General features: G+C 76.3%; 2 protein-coding genes. Both read left to right on the forward strand.

All coding sequences use genetic code 11. The features are described 5' to 3' along the window. Window positions 1–93 precede the first annotated feature (93 nt). Window positions 94–1,443 carry a serine hydrolase domain-containing protein gene (locus KM933_RS14185; RefSeq protein ID WP_221351967.1) on the forward strand — a complete coding sequence of 450 codons (1,350 nt, stop codon included), beginning with the start codon at window positions 94–96 and terminating at the stop codon, window positions 1,441–1,443. A 120-nt stretch (window positions 1,444–1,563) separates the two neighbouring features. Further along, window positions 1,564–20,523, forward strand: a complete 18,960-nt coding sequence (locus KM933_RS14190; protein ID WP_221351969.1) for a non-ribosomal peptide synthetase — start codon at window positions 1,564–1,566, stop codon at window positions 20,521–20,523. Window positions 20,524–20,529 lie beyond the last annotated feature (6 nt).

Below are 20,529 nucleotides of genomic sequence, written 5' to 3' on the forward strand. Positions count from 1 at the left end.
GCACACCCGCACCGACATGTCGGGCCGTTCCGCTCATCCCCAGCGGCCCTTCGTGCCACGTTCACGGAACGCATCACCGGGAGTCCCCTTCTCATGCCCTACCACACCGCTGCTTCAGTCGTCGCCCCGCGACCGTCCCTCATACGCAGGACCCTGCAGGAGAGCCTCGACGCTCTCGCGCGGACCCACCACGTGCCGGGTGCCCACCTGGTCGTCGACACCGGGACGGAGGTCGTCAGCGTGCACACCGGGACGGCCGACGCCGTCCGCGGCACCGCGTTCACCGCCGACACGGCCGTGCCGATCGGCAGTGTCACCAAGACGTACACGGCCGCCACCGTCATGCTCCTGGTCGACGACGAGGACCTCGGCCTGGACGAGGCCGTCGCCGACGTCCTGCCGGAGTTCCGGGACCTGCCCAAGGTGACCGTACGTCACCTCCTCTCGCACACCGCCGGTCTGCCCACCGGCCCCGACTCGGACACCGCGGCGGGCATGACGGCCTCCCGCTACCTCTCGGCGGTCTGCACCGCCGGGAACGCGCTCTTCGCGCCCGGGACGGACTTCTCCTACTCCAACGCCGGTTACGTGGCGGCGGGACGGCTGATCGAGGCCGTGACGGGCATGACATGGCACGAAGCCGTCCGCGTCCTGCTCCTGGAGCCGCTGGGCATCGAGCCCGCCTTCCTCGGCGACGGCGCCCCCGGCCGCCCGACGGCCGGCGGACACGCCCTGAACACGGCGACGCTGGCCGTGCGGCCGGCCCGGCAGAGCCTGGCCCCGGTCGAGGCCCCGGCCGGTGCCCTGCTGGCGAGCGCCCATGACCTGCTGACCCTGGGCAGGGCCCTGATCGGCCGGTCCGCCGTCCTGCCGCCCGCCACCGCCGCGTTGATGCGGCGCCCCGAGGAGGGAACCGGACCCGGTGCCCTGGCGGACGCCTGGGGGCTGGGCGCGGCCCTCCACCAGCAGGACGACCGCTGGTGGTGCGGTCACGACGGGAACGCCCAGGGCACCTCCTGCCATCTGCGCGCGGAACCCCGCAGCGGCGTCGTGGTCGCCTTCACCGGCAACGCCGGCGGTGCCACCGCCCTGTGGCGGAACCTGGCCGACCAGCTCACCCGGCTCACCGGCCTGCGGGTGCCGACCACCCCCGCGCGCCCGGACCGGGGCGGCCCTATCGACTTCCCCGAGTGCGTCGGGACCTACCGCAACGGGACGAGCGAGTACCGGATCGCCCTCGGCGCCGACGGTCTGCCCGCGCTGTCCATCGACGGGGACCTGCCGCTGCCCCTGGTCTGCTACCCGGATCTGAGCTGCGACCTGGTCGACCCGGCCACCGGGCAACGGGAACCCGGCGGACGCTTCCACCGCGATCCCGTCGACGGAGGCGTCGACCGCGTGCAGATCTCCGGTCGTACGGCCCGCCGCGTCGGCACCGCCTGACCCCGAGCCGTCCCGCACACGTCCCCCGCGCCGCAGGGCCGCTCCCGCGGCCCGGCGCGCCCGGGCGGTTCCCCGCGCCCGCGCGCACCCGCATCGCCACTGCCTTCGAAGGACCCCTCCATGACGGACCTGCACAACGAGCCCGCGCCGACGTCCCCTCCGGCCGGGGCAGGCAACGACGTCACCGCCGCCACCGCCGCCGTCGACAGCGGTGCGGTGGAGCCGCTGCCGCTCGGCGACCTGTTCGAGGCATGGGTGAGCCGTACGCCGGACGCGCCGGCGGTGACCGACGGCCGGCGGACCTGGTCCTACCGGGAGCTCGCGGAGCGGACCGGCCGCCTGGCCGCCGATCTCGTACGGCGCGGGGCCGGACCGGAGCGCACGGTGGCGCTGGTCCTGCCGCGCTCGCTGGAACTGATCGCCGCCGAACTGGCCGTGGCGCGGGCCGGTGCCGCCTTCCTGCCCGTGGACCCGCAGTACCCAAAGGAGCGGCGCGCGTGGATGCTGCGGGACGCGGCGCCCGCGGTCGTCCTCGACGACCCGGCCGGCCTGCGCGCCGTCATGGCGGCGGACGGGCCCGCCACGGGTCCGCGTCCGCGGGTGGACGCCGACCACGCCGCGTACGTGATCTACACCTCGGGCTCGACGGGAACGCCCAAGGGCGTGACCGTCACCCACCGGGGCGTCGCCGCGTTCGCCGCGGGCGCCGCGGCGCAGTACACCGTGGGCCCCGGCGACCGCGTGCTGCAGTTCTCCTCACCCAGCTTCGACGCCTCCGTGCTGGAGCTGTTCATCTCCGTCCTGTGCGGCGCCACCCTCGTCGTGCCGCCCGACGGCCCCTGGCTGGGCGACGAACTCGCCTCCGTGGTGAACGAGCACCGCATCACCCACGCGCTGATCCCGCCGGCCGCCCTGGCCACCCTGCCCGACCCGGCGCTGATCGGTCCGGGCCGGTTCAGCACACTGATCGTGGGGGCCGAGGCGTGCCCGGCGGAGCTCGTCGACCGCTGGGCGCCCGGCCGCCGGATGATCAATTCCTACGGGCCCACCGAGACGACGATCGTCGCCTCCTGGACCGGGCCGCTGTCCGCCGGCGGCGGCACGCCGAGCATCGGCCGGCCCCTCGCCGGCACCGGGGCGCACGTGCTGGACGAGGCCATGCGGCCGGTGCCGCCCGGGACCGAGGGCGAACTGTACGTCGGCGGCGCCGGAGTGGCCCGCGGCTATCTCGGCCGGCCCGGCCTCACCGCCGGGCGCTTCGTCGCCAGCCCTTTCGGCCCGCCCGGCGCGCGCCTCTACCGCACGGGTGACCGGGCGCGCTGGAACACGGACGGCGAACTGGAGTACCTGGGCCGGGCCGACCGCCAGGTGAAGGTGCGCGGCTTCCGCATCGAACCCGGTGAGATCGAGACGGCGCTGCGCCGCCACGACGGCGTGCGCGACGCCGTGGTCGTGGTGCGCGAGGACGAGCCGGGACGACGGCGGCTCGTCGGCTACGTCACCCCCGCCGACCCCGGACACACCCCCGACCCGGACGACCTGAGGACGGTGGCCGCCGCCGTCCTGCCGCCGCACATGGTGCCCGCCGCCGTGGTCGTCCTGGACGCCCTGCCGCTCACCCCGCAGCACAAGATCGACCACCGCGCCCTGCCCGCGCCCGTCCGCGCGGCGGCCGCGGGACGGGTGGCGCCGCGCACCCCGCAGGAGCGGGCGCTCGCCGGCGTCTGGGCGGACGTCCTGGGGGTCGGCTCCGTCGGCGCCGAGGACGACTTCTTCGAGCTGGGCGGCGACTCGATCCTCGCCGCCCGCCTCCTCGCCCGGATCCGTGCGGAACTCGGCGCCCGGCTGTCGGTCCGGGACGTGTTCACCGCGCGCACCGTCGCCGCCCTGGCCCGCCTGACCGGGTCGCCGTCGTCCTCCGCGGCGCCCCCGGACCCGATCCCGGCCGCCCCCCGCGACCGGCCGCTGCCGCTCTCCGGCGCCCAGCGCCGCCTGTGGTTCCTGGACGACCTCACCCCGGGCGGCACCGAGTACAACACCGGCCTGGCGCTGCGGCTGCGCGGCGAGCTGGACACCGGGGCGCTGCGCCGCGCCCTGGACCGGCTGGCCGCCCGACACGACTCCCTGCGCACGACCTTCGCCACCCTGGACGGCCAGGGCGTGCAGCACGTGCACGCCCACGCGGAGGTCCCGCTGCGCACCGCCGACGTGACCCACCTGCCCGCCGACCGGCGCGGCGAGGCCGCCGAACGGCTGCTCACCGAGGAACTGGGCCGCCCTTTCGACCTGGCGGCCGGACCGCTCACCCGGGCCCTGCTCGTCCGCCGCGGCGACGGGGACCGGGTGCTGCTGCTGGCCCAGCACCACATCGTCACCGACGGCTGGTCCGTGGGCATCCTGACCCGTGACCTGGCGGCGCTGTACCGCTCCGAGGTGTCCGGCACGGCGGACGGACTGCCCGTACCCGCGGTGCAGTACCCGGACTTCGCCGTGTGGGAGCGGGAACAGCGCTCCGGCGACGGCGACGCGGAGGACCTCGCCTACTGGAAGCGGCACCTGGCCGGTGTGCCGCCGCTGGAACTGCCCACCGACCGCCCCCGGCCCGCGGTGCGCACCACGGCCGGGGCCGCACACCGCCGGCGCCTTCCGGCGGAGCTGGTCACCCGTCTGCGGCACCTGGCCGCGGGCCGCGGCACGACCGTCTTCACGCTGTTCGCCGGGGCGGCGGCGGTGCTGTTCTCCCGCTACTCCGGGCAGCGTGACATCGCCTTCGGCACCGTCACCACCGGGCGGGGGCGCCGCGAACTGGAGGACGTGACCGGGTTCTTCGCCAACACCGTCGTACTGCGCGGCGAGGTGGACGACGCCCTGACCGTCGACCGGTTCGTGGAGAGCATGCGGGCCACGGTGCTGGACGCCTTCGCCCACGAGTCGGTGCCGTTCGACCGGGTGGTGGAGGAACTGGCTCCGCCCCGGGACCCGAGCCGGACCCCGCTCGTGCAGGTGCTCGTGGTGCAGCAGACCGCCCCGGGCGCCCCGCCGCGGGCCGGCGCCGTGCGGATCGAGCCCCATCCGCTGCCCCGTCCGGCGGCCCGGTTCGACCTGGTGCTGGAGTTCACGCCGGACGGCGACGGCGGCTGCGAGCTCACGGCCGAGTACAACACCGACCTGTTCGAGGCGGAGACGGTGGCGCGGATGAGCCGCCACCTGCACCGGCTGCTGGAGGGCATGGCGGACGGACCGCACCGCACGGTGGGCGAACTGCCCCTGCTGTCGGAGGACGAACGGCGCACCCTGCTCCAGGCATGGAACCCGCGGCCCGTGGACACCGGACGCGCACCGGTCCGTACGCTGCCCGTGCTGTTCGAGGCACAGGTGGCACGGACACCCGACCGGACCGCCGTGGTCTGCGGACCCGAGCGTCTGGACTACGCCGAGGTCAACCGGCGCGCCAACCGGCTCGCCCGGCTGCTGGCCGCCCACGGGGTCGGGCCCGAGACACTGGTGGCGCTGTGCCTGCCGCGGACGGCGGACCTCGTACCGGTGCTGTGGGCCGTGCTCAAGGCGGGCGCGGGCTACCTCCCGGTGGATCCCGGCTACCCGCTCGAACGCATCCGCTTCATGCTGGACGACGCCGCCCCCGCCCTGGTCGTGGCCTCCCGCGAAACCGCCGGAGCACTGCCCGGGGACTGCGCTCCGCTGCTCCTGGAGGACTGCTTACCGCAGGACGCCGCCTCCGACGACTTCACGGACGCCGACGACCTCACCGACGCCGACCGGGTGCGGCCCCTCGATCCGGAACATCCCGCGTACGTCATCTACACCTCGGGCTCGACCGGACGCCCCAAGGGGGTCGTGGTCACCCACCGCAGCGTCACCACGCTCGCGGTGTGGGTGGGGGAGCGCTTCGGCCCCCGGCGGCTGTCCCACGTGGTGGCCTCCACCTCGCTGAACTTCGACGTGTCGGTCTTCGAGATGATCTGCCCCCTGCTCGTGGGCGGCGGCATCGAGGTCGTCGCCGACCTGCCCGCCCTGGCCGACACCACCGGGCCCCGGCGGGCCGGACTGGTCAGCGGTGTGCCGTCGGTGCTCTCCCGCACCCTCGCCGAGGGCGGCGCGGCCGTCGAGGCCGACACGGTGGTCCTGGCCGGGGAGGCGCTGCCCGCACAGACCGTGCACGAGCTGCGGCGGGCCATGCCGGACTGCGAGGTCGCCAACATCTACGGCCCGACCGAGGCCACGGTCTACGCCACCGCGTGGTTCTCGGACGGCAGGACACCGGACCAGGCCCCGCCGATCGGCAGGCCGGTGGCCCGCACCAGGGCCTACGTGCTGGACCGTCTGCTGCGGCCCCAGCCGCCCGGCGTGACGGGCGAGCTGTACCTCGGCGGCGCCGGGCTGGCGCGCGGCTACCTGGGACGCGCGGGGCTGACCTCCTCCCGGTTCGTCGCCGATCCCTTCGGTCCGCCGGGGGACCGCATGTACCGCACCGGCGACCTGGTGCGCTGGAGCACCGACGGCGAACTGGAGTACCTGGGCCGCACCGACCAGCAGGTCAAGGTGCGCGGCTTCCGCATCGAACTGGGCGAGGTGGAGGAGGCGCTGCGCAGTCTCGACGGTGTGGCGGAGGCGGCGGCCACGGTCCGGGAGAGCGACGGCCACCGCCGGCTGGTCGGCTATGTCGTCCCCGCCGCCGGCGCACGCGTCGAGCCCGAGGAGGTGCGCCGCGCCCTCGGCCGCACCCTGCCCGACTACATGGTGCCGACGGCCGTCGTGGTCCTGGCAGACCTGCCCCTCAACCCCAACGGCAAGCTGGACCGGGGCCGCCTCCCGGACCCCGGGCCCCTGCGGGGCGCCACGCACCACGTGGCCCCGCGCACACCCACCGAGCGCGTCCTCGCCGCAGTCTGGGCGGAGATCCTGCGCGTGGACCGGGTCGGGGTGGACGACAACTTCTTCACGCTGGGCGGCGACTCCATCCTCAGCATCCAGGTGGTGGCCCAGGCCCGTCAGGCGGGTCTCACCCTGACCTCCCGGGACGTCTACCGCCACCAGACGATCGCCGCGCTCGCCCGCTGTGCCGACGCGGCCGGCGACCGCCGGCCCGCGGCCCCGGCCGCGGTGCCCGCCACCGGTGCCGCGCCGCTGACCCCCATCCAGCGCTGGCTGTTCGACAGCGCCGCCGGACGCGCGGGCCGTTTCGCCCAGACCCTGTCGTTCCAGGTCCCGGACGACCTGGACGCGACGGCGTTGGAGGACGCCCTCAACGACCTCGTCGCCCACCACGACGCACTGCGCTCACGCTTCTCCACCGGGCCGGACGGCGGGACGGACACCGGGCCGGACACCAGGACGCGCGCCGGGGAGACCGGCGAGGGGATCGGTGAGCGGACCGGCGAAGGGACCGGTGAGGACGCGGGCGCCCCCGGCCCCCGTACGCAGCCGCGCATCCTCTGGGCCGTCGAGGACCGCGCCCCCCGCGTCCGCCTGGCCCGCCACGCCGGCCCGGACACCGACACCCCCCACCACGGCGCCTTCGACCTGAGCCGCGGCCCGCTGCTGCGCGCCGTGCTGCACGACCGCGGCCCCGGCCGCTCCCGCGTACTGCACCTGGCCGTCCACCACCTGGTCGTCGACGGGGTGTCCTGGCGCGTGCTCCTGGAGGACCTGGACCGCGCCTACCGCGCCCGCCGGGAGGGCCGGGACGGACAGGCGGCGCTGCCCGCGAAGTCGGCACCGCTGCGGCACTGGGCCCGGCGCCTGTCCGCGCACGCCGCCGGCGGCGGCTTCGACGACGAGACCGCGTACTGGACCGGCGCGGTCGCCGGCGCCCGGGCGGACCTGCCCGCCGACGGCGAGGGCGCCGGCACCTACGCCCGCGCCCGCGAGGTGACCGTCCGCCTCTCGCCCGAGGACACCTCCGCCCTGCTGCGCACCCTGCCGGACACCTACCGCACCCGGGTCAACGACGTGCTGCTGAGCGCGCTCGGCCGGGTGCTGTGCTCCTGGACCGGGCACGAGCGGGTGCTGGTGGACGTCGAGGGGCACGGCCGTGAGGAACTGTTCGCCGACACGGACACCAGCCGTACCGTCGGCTGGTTCACCACCCGCCACCCCGTCGCCCTGGCCGTCCCGCCCGACGCCGGCTGGGACGCCGTGCTCAAGCAGGTCAAGGAGCAGCTGCGGGCGGTGCCCCGGCACGGCGTCGGGTACGACGCCCTGCGGTACCTGGCCGCCCCGGGGGTCCTGCCCGGGGCGCCGCGCGCGCAGATCAGCTTCAACTACCTGGGCAGGTTCGGCCTCCCGGACACCACCGGGGGCCTGTACGCGGGCCCGTTCCGCACGCTGGAACTCGACGCCGACCCCGCGGCCGAGCGCCCGCACCCGCTGGAGGTCGTGGGCCGGCTGGACGGCGACGCGCTGGAGTTCACCTGGTTCCACTGCGAGGAACTGCACACGACGGCGACCGTCACCGGTCTGGCCGCCCGCTTCGCCGACGCGCTGGCCGGCATCGCACGGCACGCCGGACGGCCCGGCAGCGGCGGACGCACCCCCTCGGACTTCCCCCTGGCCCCGCTCGACCAGGCGGCCGTGGACCGCATCGTGGGGGAGGACGCGGACGCGGTGGAGGACATCCACCCGCTCACCCCCACCCAGGCCGGCATGCTCTTCCACGGGCTCTCCCAGGACTCCCACGACGGCCGGGCCGTCTACTTCCAGCAGCTCTCCTTCGACCTGGACGGCGTGCCCGACCCGGCCGCGCTCGCCGCGGCCTGGCAGGACGTCACGGACCGCACGCCCGTGCTGCGCGGCCGCGTCGTCTGGCAGGACGTGCCCGAGCCGCTCCTGGTGGTGCAGCGCCGTGCGGCCGTGCCCGTGACCCACCTGGACTGGCGCGGCCTGGACGAGGAGGAGCGCGGGCACCGGCTGCGGGACCTGCTGGAGCGGGACCGCGCACAGGGCATCGACCTGGACCGGGCCCCGCTCCAGCGGCTGGTGCTCGCCAGGGTCCGCGACGGCGGCGTGCGGGTGGTGTGGTCCTTCCACCACCTGGTCCTGGACGGCTGGAGCCTGTTCCAGGTGCTGTCCGACGTCTTCGCCCGGCACGCCACGGCCGGCCGGGGACCGCTGCCCGACCGGCGCCCCTTCCGGGACTACGTGGCCTGGCTGCGCGAGCGCGACCGCGACGGGACGGAAGGAGAACGGCACTGGCGCCGCCGCCTGGCCGACCTGACCGAGGCCACCGCGCTGCCGTACGACCGGGAGCCGCGCGAGAACCACCGCGCCGAGTCCACCGCGGCGGTCCGCACCACCGTGGACGCGGCCGTCACCCGGGCGCTGGAGGAGCTGGCCAGGACGGCGGGCCTGACCCTCAACACCCTCGTGCAGGGCGCCTGGGCCCTGCTGCTGAGCCGTCAGGCCCGCCGGGCCGACGTCGTGTTCGGCACGACCGTGTCCGGGCGGCCCCCCGAGCTGCCGGGCGCCGACAGCATGACCGGGCTGTTCATCGCCACCCTGCCCACCCGGGTGACGGTGCCGCACGACGGGTCCCTGCTCGACTGGCTGCGCGACCTCCAGCAGGAGCAGAGCGAGGACCGCCGCTTCGACCACGTGCCGCTCACCCGGATGAAGGCGTTCACCGGGCTCCCGGAGCGCACGGCCCTGTTCGACAGCATCGTCGTCTTCGAGAACTACCCGGTCGACGACGACCTGGCCGCCGCCCACGGACTGCGGTTGAAGGGCCTGGACGGCGTCGAGACCACCAACTACCCGCTGAGCCTGGTGGCCTATCCGGGCGCCGAGCTGGGGCTGCGGCTCGGTTACGACCCGCGGCTGTTCGACGCGGACACCGTCGAGCGCATGGTCGAGTACCTCACCGTCCTGCTGGCGAACACGGCCGCCACGCCGCAGTGCCCGCCCGCGCGGCTGCCGCTGCTCACGGACACCCGCCGCCGTCAGGTGGTCGAGGAGTGGAACGACACGGCCACCGGCCTGCCCGGGGCCACCGTGGCGGAGCTGTTCGCCGCACAGGTGCGGCGCACGCCGGACGCCGTGGCCCTGGAGACCGACACGGGCACGGACACGGGCACGGGCGTGGAGCGGCTCACCTACCGGGAACTGGACACCCGCGCCGCCCGGCTGGCCGCCCGGCTCACCGCGCTCGGCGTGGCGCCCGAGGTCCCGGTGGGTGTGCTGATGGACCGCTCGGCCGGCCTCGTGGTCGTACAGCTGGCCCTGGTCCGCACCGGCGGTGTGTACGTCCCGCTCGACGGCCGGGCACCGCGGGAGCGGCTGCGCAGGATGCTCACCGAGGCGGGCGCCCGGCTGCTGCTCACCGACAGCGGCCGGCAGGCCGCGGCGGAGGAGGCGCTGCCCGGCGGCACCGTGCTGCGCGTGGCCGACCTCCTCGCCACCGACGTCCCGGACGCGGTGGCCGTCCCGGACACGGACGCGGTGGCCGTCCCGGGCGCGGAGGCCGCGCGCTTGCGGGAGGTCCACCCGGACAACGTCCAGTACCTGATGTTCACGTCCGGCTCCACCGGCACCCCCAAGGGCGTCGCGGTACGGCAGCGGGACGTCGCGGCGCTCGCCCTCGACGGCTCCTTCGCCGGGCATGACCGGGTCCTCGTGCACTCCCCGCACGCCTTCGACGCCGCCACCTACGAGGTGTGGGTGCCGCTGCTGCGCGGCGGGACGGCCGTGCTGGCCCCGCCGGCCGACGTGGACGCCGCCGTCGTCCGCCGCGCGATCACCGAGCGAGGGGTGAGCTGCCTGTGGCTGACCGCCGGTCTCTTCCGGCTGCTGGCCCAGGAGGACCCCACCTGCCTGCGCGGCGCCCGTGAGGTGTGGACCGGCGGCGAGGCCGTGCCGGGCGCGGTGGTGGGCCGCGTGCTCGACGCCTGCCCCGGCCTCACCGTCGTCGACGGCTACGGGCCGACCGAGACCACCACCTTCGCGACCCGGCGGCCCTTCCGGGCCGGTGACCCGCTGCCGCCGGTGCTGCCCATCGGGCGCCCGCTCGACGACACCCGCGTGTACGTCCTCGACGACGCCCTCCAGCCGCAACCGCCCGGCGTGCCGGGGGAGCTGTACATAGCGGGCGCCGGACTGGCCCGCGGCTACGCCGGGCGGCCCGGCGCGACTGCCGCGCGCTACCCGGCCGATCCGTTCGGCCCGCCCGGCGGGCGGATGTACCGCACCGGCGACATCGTGCGGTGGAGCGCCGACGGCGAGCTGCACTTCGTGGGACGCGCGGACGACCAGGTCAAGATCCGTGGGTTCCGCGTCGAACCCACCGAGATAGAGGCCCGGCTGACCGCACACCCGGCCGTGGCCGAGGCGGTGGTCTCGGTGTACGAGCACGCCGGACGCAAGCGGCTGGCCGCCCACCTCGTACCCGCGGCCCCGACCGCCCCGACAGCCCAGACCGTCCCGGCCACCGCGCCCGCCGTGCCGTCCGCGGACGAGCTGCGCGCGCACGTCGTCGCCGAACTGCCCGACTACATGGTGCCCGCCGCCTTCGTCACCGTGGCCGAGCTGCCCCTGACGGCCAACGGCAAGGTGGACCGGCGCCGGCTGCCCGCCCCCGACTGGACGGCGGCCGGCGACGCCGGGTACCGCGCGCCGCGCGCCGGGGCCGAGCGGATCCTCGCCGGGATCTGGGCGGAACTGCTCGGAGTGGAACGGGTCGGCGCCGACGCCAACTTCTTCATGCTGGGCGGCGACTCGATCCTCAGCATCCAGGTCGTCTCCCGTGCCCGCGCCGCCGGACTGGCGCTCACCCCGCGGGACCTGTTCCGGCACCCGACGGTCGCCGCCCTGGCCGCCGCCGCGGCCACCGGCACCGCCGTGCCCGTCGCCGGGACCGGCCCGGTGAGCGGCGAGGTCCCGCTCACCCCGATCCAGCACTGGTTCCTCGACCCCGGGCCGCGGCGGCCGGAGTTCTTCAACCAGTCCGTCGTCGTGGAGACACCCGACGGCGACGTCGACGCCGCCGTCGACCCCGTCGCCCTGCGCCGCGCCCTGGCGGCCGTGTACGCCCACCACGACGCCCTGCGCTGCCGTTTCACCCGGTCCGCCGACGGCACCTGGCACCAGGAGTGCCCCGGGGCCGACGAGACGCCCCCCGAGCTGCTGGAGGTCCACGACCTGCGCGGCCTCGGCGCGGCGGAGGCCGCGGCGGCCGAGGCCCGGGTGACGGCCGAGGCGCACGCCTCCTTCCGCCTGGCGAGCGGCCCGCCGCTCACGGCCCGCCTGTTCACCGGGACCGGGACCGCCGGCGGCACCGGAACCGGCACCGGCACCGGAACCGCCGGCGGCACCGGCGCCCGACTGCTCCTCGTCGTGCACCACCTGGTCGTGGACGGTGTGTCCTGGCGCGTCCTGCTGGAGGACCTGGACACCGCCTACGGACAGGCCCTGGCCGGGGAGACGGTACGCCTGCCGGAGCGCACCACCTCCGTCCAGGAGTGGGCGCGGCGCCTGCGCGCGCACACCGCGGCGGGCGGGTTCGCCGCGCAGCGCGAGCACTGGGAGACGGTGGCGCGGCACTGTGCCGCACCCCTGCCGGTGGACGGCGACGGCCCCAACACCATGGCCGACGTGGACGCGGTGACCGTACGCCTGGACCGGCGCCGCACCGACGACCTGCTGCGCAGGGTGCCCGGCGCCTACCGCACCCGCGTCGACGACGTCCTGCTGACCGCCCTCGGCCGGGTGCTCGCCGGATGGACCGGACGGCGGACCGTCACCCTCGGTCTGGAGGGCCACGGCCGCGAGGACCAGCTCTTCGACGACGTCGACCTGTCCCGTACGGTCGGCTGGTTCACCACGCTGTTCCCCGTCGCCCTCGACCTCCCCGACGGGGACTGGGGCACCGCCCTGAAGTCCGTCAAGGAGCAGCTGCGGGCCGTGCCCGGACGGGGCCTGGGCCACGGCGCCCTGCGTCACCTCGCGGCGGACGGCGGGCTCGCCGACGCGCCGATGCCCGGCGTCAGCTTCAACTACCTGGGCCGCTTCGACTGGTCCGCCGGGGGCGGCGCGCTGGTGCGCTCCGTGCCGGGCGGCCTGGACGGCGCCGAGGCGCCCGGTTCGGTGCGCCCGCACCTGCTCGACGTGGTGGCCCGCGTCGAGGACGGCGAACTGGAGATCACCTGGCACCACAGCCGGCACCTGCACCGCGCGGAGACCGTCACCGGCCTCGCGGACGCCATGCTGCGGGCCCTGGAGGAGATCGTCGCGCACTGCGCCGACCCGGCGGCGGGAGGCCGTACGCCGTCGGACTTCCCGCTGGTCCGGATCGACCAGGCGGTCGTGGACCGGGTCGTGGGCGACGGCCGTGCGGTCGAGGACCTGTACCCGCTGACACCCATGCAGGCGGGCATGCTGTTCCACAGCCTGCTGGACCCCGACAGCCGCACCTACGTCAACCAGGTGCAGCTGGTGCTGTCCGGCGTCACCGACCCGCGGGCCCTGGCCGAGGCGTGGCAGCGGACGGTGGACGCCAACGCGATGCTGCGCGCCCGCCCGGTGTGGCGGGAGACCGCCGAACCCCTCCAGGCCGTGCTGCGGCGGGCGGCCGTGCCCGTCACCCGGCACGACTGGTCCGGCCGGCCCGAGGAGTGGTGCGGGAGCGAACTCGCGCGGCTGGTCGACGAGGACCGGCGGGCCGGCCTCGACCTGGAGACGGCCCCGCTGATGCGGCTGACCCTGATCCGGCTCTCGCCCGAACGCGTACGGATGCTGTGGACGTTCCACCACCTGCTGCTCGACGGCTGGAGCGCGGCCCAGGTCTTCGACGAGGTGTGCGAGCGCTACGCGGCGCTCACCGCCGGGCGCCCGCCGAACGTGCCGGACCGCGCCCCCTTCGGCGACTACCTGGCCTGGCTGGGCCGGCAGGACACCGGGCGGGCGGAGGCGTACTGGCGCGAGGCCCTGGCCGGTTTCCCCGCCGCCACCGAACTGCCGCGCGACCGGCGGCCCGCCGAGGCGCACCGCACCTCGTCCTCGGGATCGGTGCGGGTGACGCTCGACGCCGAGGTGTCGGCGCGGCTGCGGGAGACGGCGCAGACGGCCGGCCTGACCGTCAACACCGTCCTCCAGGGCGCCTGGGCGCTGCTGCTGTCCCGCTACGGCGGCGGGGACGACGTGGTGTTCGGCACCACCGTCTCCGGCCGCCCCGCCGACCTGCCGGGCGTCACCTCCATGGTCGGCCTGTTCATCAACACCCTGCCCACCCGGGCACGGATCGACGGACGGCGCCGGCTGGCGGACTGGCTGGACGAACTCCAGGCCGCCCAGTCGGAGTCCCGGCGCCACGACTTCGTCTCCCTGGCCCAGCTCCAGACCTGGAGCGAGGTGCCGGGCGGCACCTCCCTGTTCGACAGCATCGTGGTCTTCGAGAACTACCCGTTCGACGCGGACGCCCTGGCCCGGCACGGCCTGGCCATGGAGCAGGAACGCGACGTGGAGCCCACCAACTACCCGCTCAGCGTGGTGGTCGCGCCCGGCGACACCCTGACGGTCACCCTGGACTACGACCCCGCCGCCTTCGACGCCGCCACCGTGGAGGGCATCGGCGCGAGCCTGCGCACGCTGCTGACCGCGATGGCCACCGACCCGGACCGCGCCCTGGCCGACCTGCCGCTGATGCCGGAGGAGGAGGGCCGCCGGCTCCTCGACCGCTTCGGCGGCCCGGTGACCGAGGCCCCCCGCCGCACCCTGCCCGAGGCGTTCCGGGACCAGGTCGCGCGCACCCCGGACGCCCCGGCCGTGCTCGGCGACGGCCCGGCCGCGGAACAGCTCACCTACCGGCAGCTCGACGAGCGCGCCAACCGGCTGGCCCGGCTGCTCGTCGAGGCCGGGGCCGGACCCGAACGGTTCGTCGCGCTCGCCCTGCCGCGCACCCCGGACCTGATCGTGGCGATGCTGGCGGTCCTCAAGAGCGGCGCCGCCTACCTGCCCGTCGACCCGGGCCATCCGGCCGAGCGCATCGCCTTCCTCTTCGACGACGTGCGGCCCGAGGCGGTCGTCACCTGCGCGGAGACGAACGGGCGGCTGCCGCGGGGGCCGTTCACCAGGATCGCCCTGGACGACCCCGCCTGCGCCGCACGCCTGGCCGCCCTGCCCGGCGGCGACGTCACCGACGCCGAACGGCGCGGCAGGCTGCTGCCGGACCACCCCGCCTACGTCATCCACACCTCCGGCTCGACCGGCCGGCCCAAGGGAGTCGTCGTCGCCCAGGCGTCGGTCCTCGCACTGACCGACTGGGCCGCCGCCGGGTTCGGCGGGCGCGGTCTGGAGCACGTGGTGGCCTCCACCTCGCTCAACTTCGACGTGTCGGTGTTCGAGATCTTCTCGCCGCTGCTGGCGGGCGGCCGCGTCGAGATCGTCCGCGACCTGCTGGCCCTCGCCGAGCGCACGGAGCCGTGGCGGGCGGGACTCCTCAGCGCGGTGCCCTCCGCGCTGGGCCAGCTGCTGGCGGAGGACACCGTCCGCGTCGACGCCGACACCGTGGTCCTGGCCGGCGAGGCACTGCCCGTACGGACCGTGCGCGAGGTGCGCACGGCGGTGCCCGGCGCCCGGGTGATGAACATCTACGGCCCCACCGAGGCCACCGTCTACGCCACCGCCTTCACCTGCGACCCGGCCGACCCCGACCGGGTCCCGCCCATCGGCAGGCCCGTCGGCGGGGCCCGCGCCCACGTCCTGGACGACCGGCTGCGCCCGGTGCCCGCCGGTGTGCCGGGCGAGCTGTACCTGGCCGGGACCGGGGTGGCCCGCGGCTACCTGGGCCGGCCCGGGCTGACCGCGAGCCGCTTCCCCGCCGACCCGTTCGGGCCGCCCGGCAGCCGCATGTACCGCACCGGCGACCTCGTACGGTGGACGGCCGACGGCGACCTGGTCTACCTCGGCCGCTCGGACGACCAGGTGAAGGTCCGCGGCTTCCGCATCGAGCTCGGCGAGGTCGAGGCCGCGCTGACCCGCCACCCCCGGGTGTCCGCGGCGGCCGCCCGCGTGGTCGAGCACGACGGCCACAAGCGCCTCGTCGGATACGCCGTCCCCGACGGCACCGAATCGCCCGACCCCGCCGGCCTGCGCGACTTCCTCGCGCGTTCCCTCCCCGACCACCTGGTCCCCGCGCTCGTGGTGCCGCTGGAGCGGCTGCCACTGGGGGCCACCGGCAAGCTGGACCGGCGCGCGCTGCCCGACCCCGTGTGGTCGGCGTCGCGCGAGGCCGGTGACCGCCCGCCGCGCACCGCGGCCGAGCGGACGCTCGCCGCGATCTGGTCCGAGGTGCTGGGCGTGCCCGACGTGGGCGCGCAGGACAACTACTTCGCGCTCGGCGGCGACTCCGTCCTCGGTATCCGGATCGTCTCCGCCGCCCGCCGGGCCGGGCTCGCCCTGACCCCCCGCCACCTCTTCCGCCACCAGACCGTGGCCGAACTGGCCGCCGCGGCCGAAGCGCCGGCGGCCCCGCGGGCCGCGGCGGAACAGGGCCCGGTCACCGGGGAGGTACCGCTGACACCCGTCCAGCACTGGCTGTTCGACACCCTCGCCGGCGACCCCGCGCAGCTCACCCAGACGGTCTCCTTCCAGCTGGCCGCCGACACCGACGAGCGCCTGCTGCGGGCCGCCCTGGCCGCCGTCCTGGACCACCACGACGCGCTGCGCCTGCGCTTCGAGCCGGCCGGCGACGGACGCCGGCGCCAGTACGGCACCGCACCGGGGGAGGAGCCGCACCTGGAGGTCCACGACCTGCCGGACGGCGGCCTCCCGGACGGCGGCCTCCCGGACGGCGGACCTCCAGGCGGCGACGCGGCGGTGCGGGAACTCGCCGACCGCCTGTCCGGCGCGTTCGACCTCGCCCGCGGACCCCTGCTCCGGGCCGCCCTGTGCCGGACCGGCGGCGGCCGGCGGCCGGTCCTGCTCCTCGCCGCCCACCACCTGGTCGTGGACGCGGTGTCCTGGCGCGTGATCCTGGACGACCTGGACGCCGCCTACCGGGCGCTGCGCGCCGGGCGGCGCGCCGACCTCGGCCCGAAGACCACCTCCTTCCGGGAGTGGGCCCGGCGGCTGGCCGACCGCACCGCGGCCGGCGGCTTCGACGACGAACTCGCCCACTGGCAGGCCCTGTCCGCCGGCACCACACCCCTGCCCACCGACCTCGACGGGGCCAACACCGCCGCGTGCGAGGAGACCGTGACGGTGGCCCTGGACGCCGACGAGACCCGGCGGCTGCTCCAGGACGTACCGGACGTCTACCGCACCCGCGTCAACGACGTCCTGCTGTACGCCCTGGGACGCGTCCTGGCCCGCTGGACCGGCCGGGACCGCGTCACGGTGGCACTGGAGGGCCACGGCCGGGAGGAGCTGTTCGACGACGTCGACCTGGCCCGTACCGTCGGCTGGTTCACCACCCTGTTCCCCGTCGCGCTGGACGTGCCCCGGGACGCGGGCACCGGAGCGGCGCTGAAGTCCGTCAAGGAGTGCCTGCGGGCCGTGCCGAGGGGCGGACTGGGCTACGGCGCCCTGCGCCACCTGCACCCCGGCCGCGACCGGCTCCGCCTGCCGGAACTGCCGCAGATCGGCTTCAACTACCTGGGCCGGCAGGACCGCGGCACCGCCTCGGACGGCCTGCTGCACACCCCGTACGCCTCACTGGCCGGCGGCATCGACCGCACCGCGGACCGGCCGCACCTCCTCGACGTCCTCGGGCAGGTCGCCGGCGGCCGTCTGGAGTTCACCTGGTCGTACTCGCGCGAGGTGCACCGGCGGGACACGGTGGCCGAACTGGCCGCCGGCCTCGTCGACGAGCTGCGGCAGCTCGTACGGCACTGCGCCGAGCCCGGCGCCGGCGGGCGCACCCCGTCCGACTTCCCCCTCGTCCCGCTGGACCAGGCGGCCGTCGACCGGCTGGTGGGCACCGGCCGCGACGTCGAGGACCTCTACCCGCTCACCCCCACCCAGGCCGGCATGGTCGTGCACGGCCTGGACGGGACGGGACAGGGCCTGTACGTCGAGCAGATCACGTTCGTCGTGGACGGCGCGCGCGACCCGCGCCTGCTCGCCGCCGCCTGGCAGCACGTGGTCGACCGCACGCCCGTCCTGCGCACCGCCGTGGTGCTGAGCGGCGTGCCCGTCCCGCTCCAGGCCGTCCGCCGCACCGCCGTGCTGCCGGTCACCGAGCACGACTGGAGCGCCCTGGCCCCGGACGCGCGGCAGGAGGCACTGGAGCGGCTGCTCGCCGAGGACAAGGCCCGCGGCCTGCCCCTGGACCGTGCCCCGCTGCTGCGCCTGGCCCTCGTCCGGCTGGGCCCGGACCGGGTGCGGGTCGTGTGGACCTTCCACCACGTCCTGCTGGACGGCTGGAGCGTCTTCCACGTCCTGGCCGACGTCATGGCCGCGCACGCGGCGCTCGTCCGGGGCGAGGAGCCCCGGCTGCCGCGGCGCCGCCCGTTCGCCGACTACGCCGCCTGGCTCGCCGCCCGGGACACCGCACCGGCCGAGGAGCACTGGCGGAGCGTCCTCGGGGACCTCACCGCCCCCACCCCGCTGCCCTACGACCGCAGGCCCGCCCAGGACACCGCGGCCCGCTCCGGCACCTGGCTGTCCCGGCAGCTGGGAGCGGAGGAGACCAAGCGCCTGGAGGACTTCGCCCGCCGGGGCCGCCTGACCCTCAACACCGTGGCGCAGGGCGCCTGGGCGCTGCTGCTGTCGCGGTGGAGCGGCGAACGGGAGGTGTGCTTCGGCACCACCGTCTCCGGGCGGCCCGCCGACCTGCCGGGCGCCGACACCATCACGGGCCTGTTCATCACCACCCTGCCCGCCCGGGTCGCCGTGGACGGCACCGCCGACCCCGGCACCTGGCTGCGGGACACCCAGGCCGCCCGGGCCGAGGACCGCCGCTTCGACCACGTCCCCCTGACCGACCTCCAGGCGTGGAGCGGCCTGCCCGCCGGGACGCCGCTGTTCGACAGCCTGCTGGTCTTCGAGAACTACCCGGTCGGCGACGCCACGGCCGGCGCGCACGGCGTCCACGTGCGCGACCTCGACGCCCGGGAGGCCACCAACTACCCCCTCACCGTGGTGATCTCACCCGGCGAGCGGCTCACCGTCGAACTCGGCCACGACCCCCGCCACTTCGACGCGGCCACGGCACGCTCCCTGGCCGACCAGCTCCTGCACACCCTGGGCGAACTGGCCGCCGCCGCGGACACCGGCCGGCTGGACGCGATCGACGTCCTGCCGCCCGCGCAGCGGGCCCGGCTGCTGCACGGCCCCGCCCGCCCGCAGCTCGCACCGGTGACCCCGGCGACCCTGCCCGCCCTGGTCGAAGCGGCGGTGGACCGCCACCCGGCGGCCACGGCACTGAGCGCGCCCGGCCTGACCCTGACCTTCGCCGGGGCGGAGACGCGGGCCAACCGGCTGGCGCACCGGCTCCTCGCCCGCGGCGCGGGCCCCGGCACCCTCGTCGCCCTGGTCCTGCCGCGCTCCGCGGACATGGTCCTCGCCCAGCTCGCGGTCGCCAAGACCGGCGCCGCCTTCCTGCCGGTGGACCCCGACTACCCGCCGGAGCGGGTGGAGTTCATGCTGCGGGACGCGGCGCCCGCCGTCACCCTCGACGCCGCCGAGGTGTCCGCCCTGCTCGGGGCCGGACCGGACGGCACACCCGGCCACCGGCCCACCGACGCCGACCGCGGCCGTCCGCTGGACCTGGACGACCCGGCCTACGTCATCTACACCTCCGGCTCCACCGGCACCCCCAAGGGCGTGGTGGTCACCCACCGGGGCCTGGCGGGCTTCGCCGCCGCCGAGGCCGCGCACTACCGGGTGGCGCCGGGCGACCGGGTGCTGGCGTTCGCCACGCCCAGCTTCGACGCCTCGGTCCTGGAGCTGTGCATGTCCCTGCCGCAGGGCGCCCGCCTGGTCGTACCGCGGCCCGGCCCGCTGCTCGGCGCCGAACTGGCCGGGGTGCTGCGCGGCGAGCGGATCACCCACACCCTGCTGCCCCCGGCCGCGCTCGCCACCCTGCCGCCGGACACCCCCGGCACCCTGCCGGACCTGAAGACCCTGACGGTGGGCGCCGACGCGTGCGGCGCCGACCTCGTCGCCCGCTGGGCCCCGCACCACCGCCTGGTCAACTCCTACGGGCCGACCGAGGCCACCGTCGTCGCCACCTGGTCGGACCCCCTGGAGCCGGACGGCGCCGCCCCGCCCATCGGCCGCCCGCTGCCCGCCACCGGGGCCTACGTCCTGGACGCCCGGCGGCGGCCGGTCCCCGACGGCGTGGCGGGCGAACTGTGGCTGAGCGGACCGGCGCTGGCCCGCGGCTACCTGGGCCGGCCCGGGCTGACCGCGAGCCGGTTCACCGCCGACCCGTTCGGGCCGCCCGGCAGCCGCATGTACCGCACCGGCGACCTCGTACGGCGCGACGCCCGCGGCGAACTGCACTACCTGGGCCGCACCGACCACCAGCTCAAGCTGCGCGGCCACCGCATCGAGGCGGGCGAGGTCGAGGCCGTGCTCGTGCGCCACCCGGCCGTGCTGGACGCCGTGGTGAGCGTACGGGAGGACGAGCCCGGCCTGCCGCGGCTGGTCGCCCACCTGCTCGGCGCACCCGGCACCGAGCCGCCCGCCGCCGCCGAACTGCGGGCGCTGGCCGCCGCGGCCCTGCCCGGCCCCATGGTCCCCACGGCGTACGTGGTCCTGGAGCGCTTCCCGCTCACCGAGAACGGCAAGACCGACCGGGCCGCCCTGCCCGCGCCCGCGCCGCAGGCCCCGCGGACGACGGAACGCGTCGCCCCCCGCACCCCCGCCGAGGAGGTCCTGGCCGCCCTCTGGGAGGAGGCGCTGGAGACGCCGGTCGGCGCCGAGGACGACTACTTCGACCTCGGCGGCGACTCCCTGCGCGCCCTGCACATCAGCTCACGGGCCAACGACGCCTTCGGCACGGCCCTCACACCCCGTGACGTCCTGGTCCACCGCACGGTCGCCGCGCTGGCGGAACTGGTGGAGGAACAGGTGCTCAGCGAACTCGAAGACGCCGTACGCGGCGACAGCGACCACGACGAACGGTGAGGACCC

It is taken from the genome of Streptomyces beigongshangae (assembly GCF_019710745.1).
Taxonomy (GTDB): Bacteria; Actinomycetota; Actinomycetes; order Streptomycetales; family Streptomycetaceae; genus Streptomyces; species Streptomyces beigongshangae.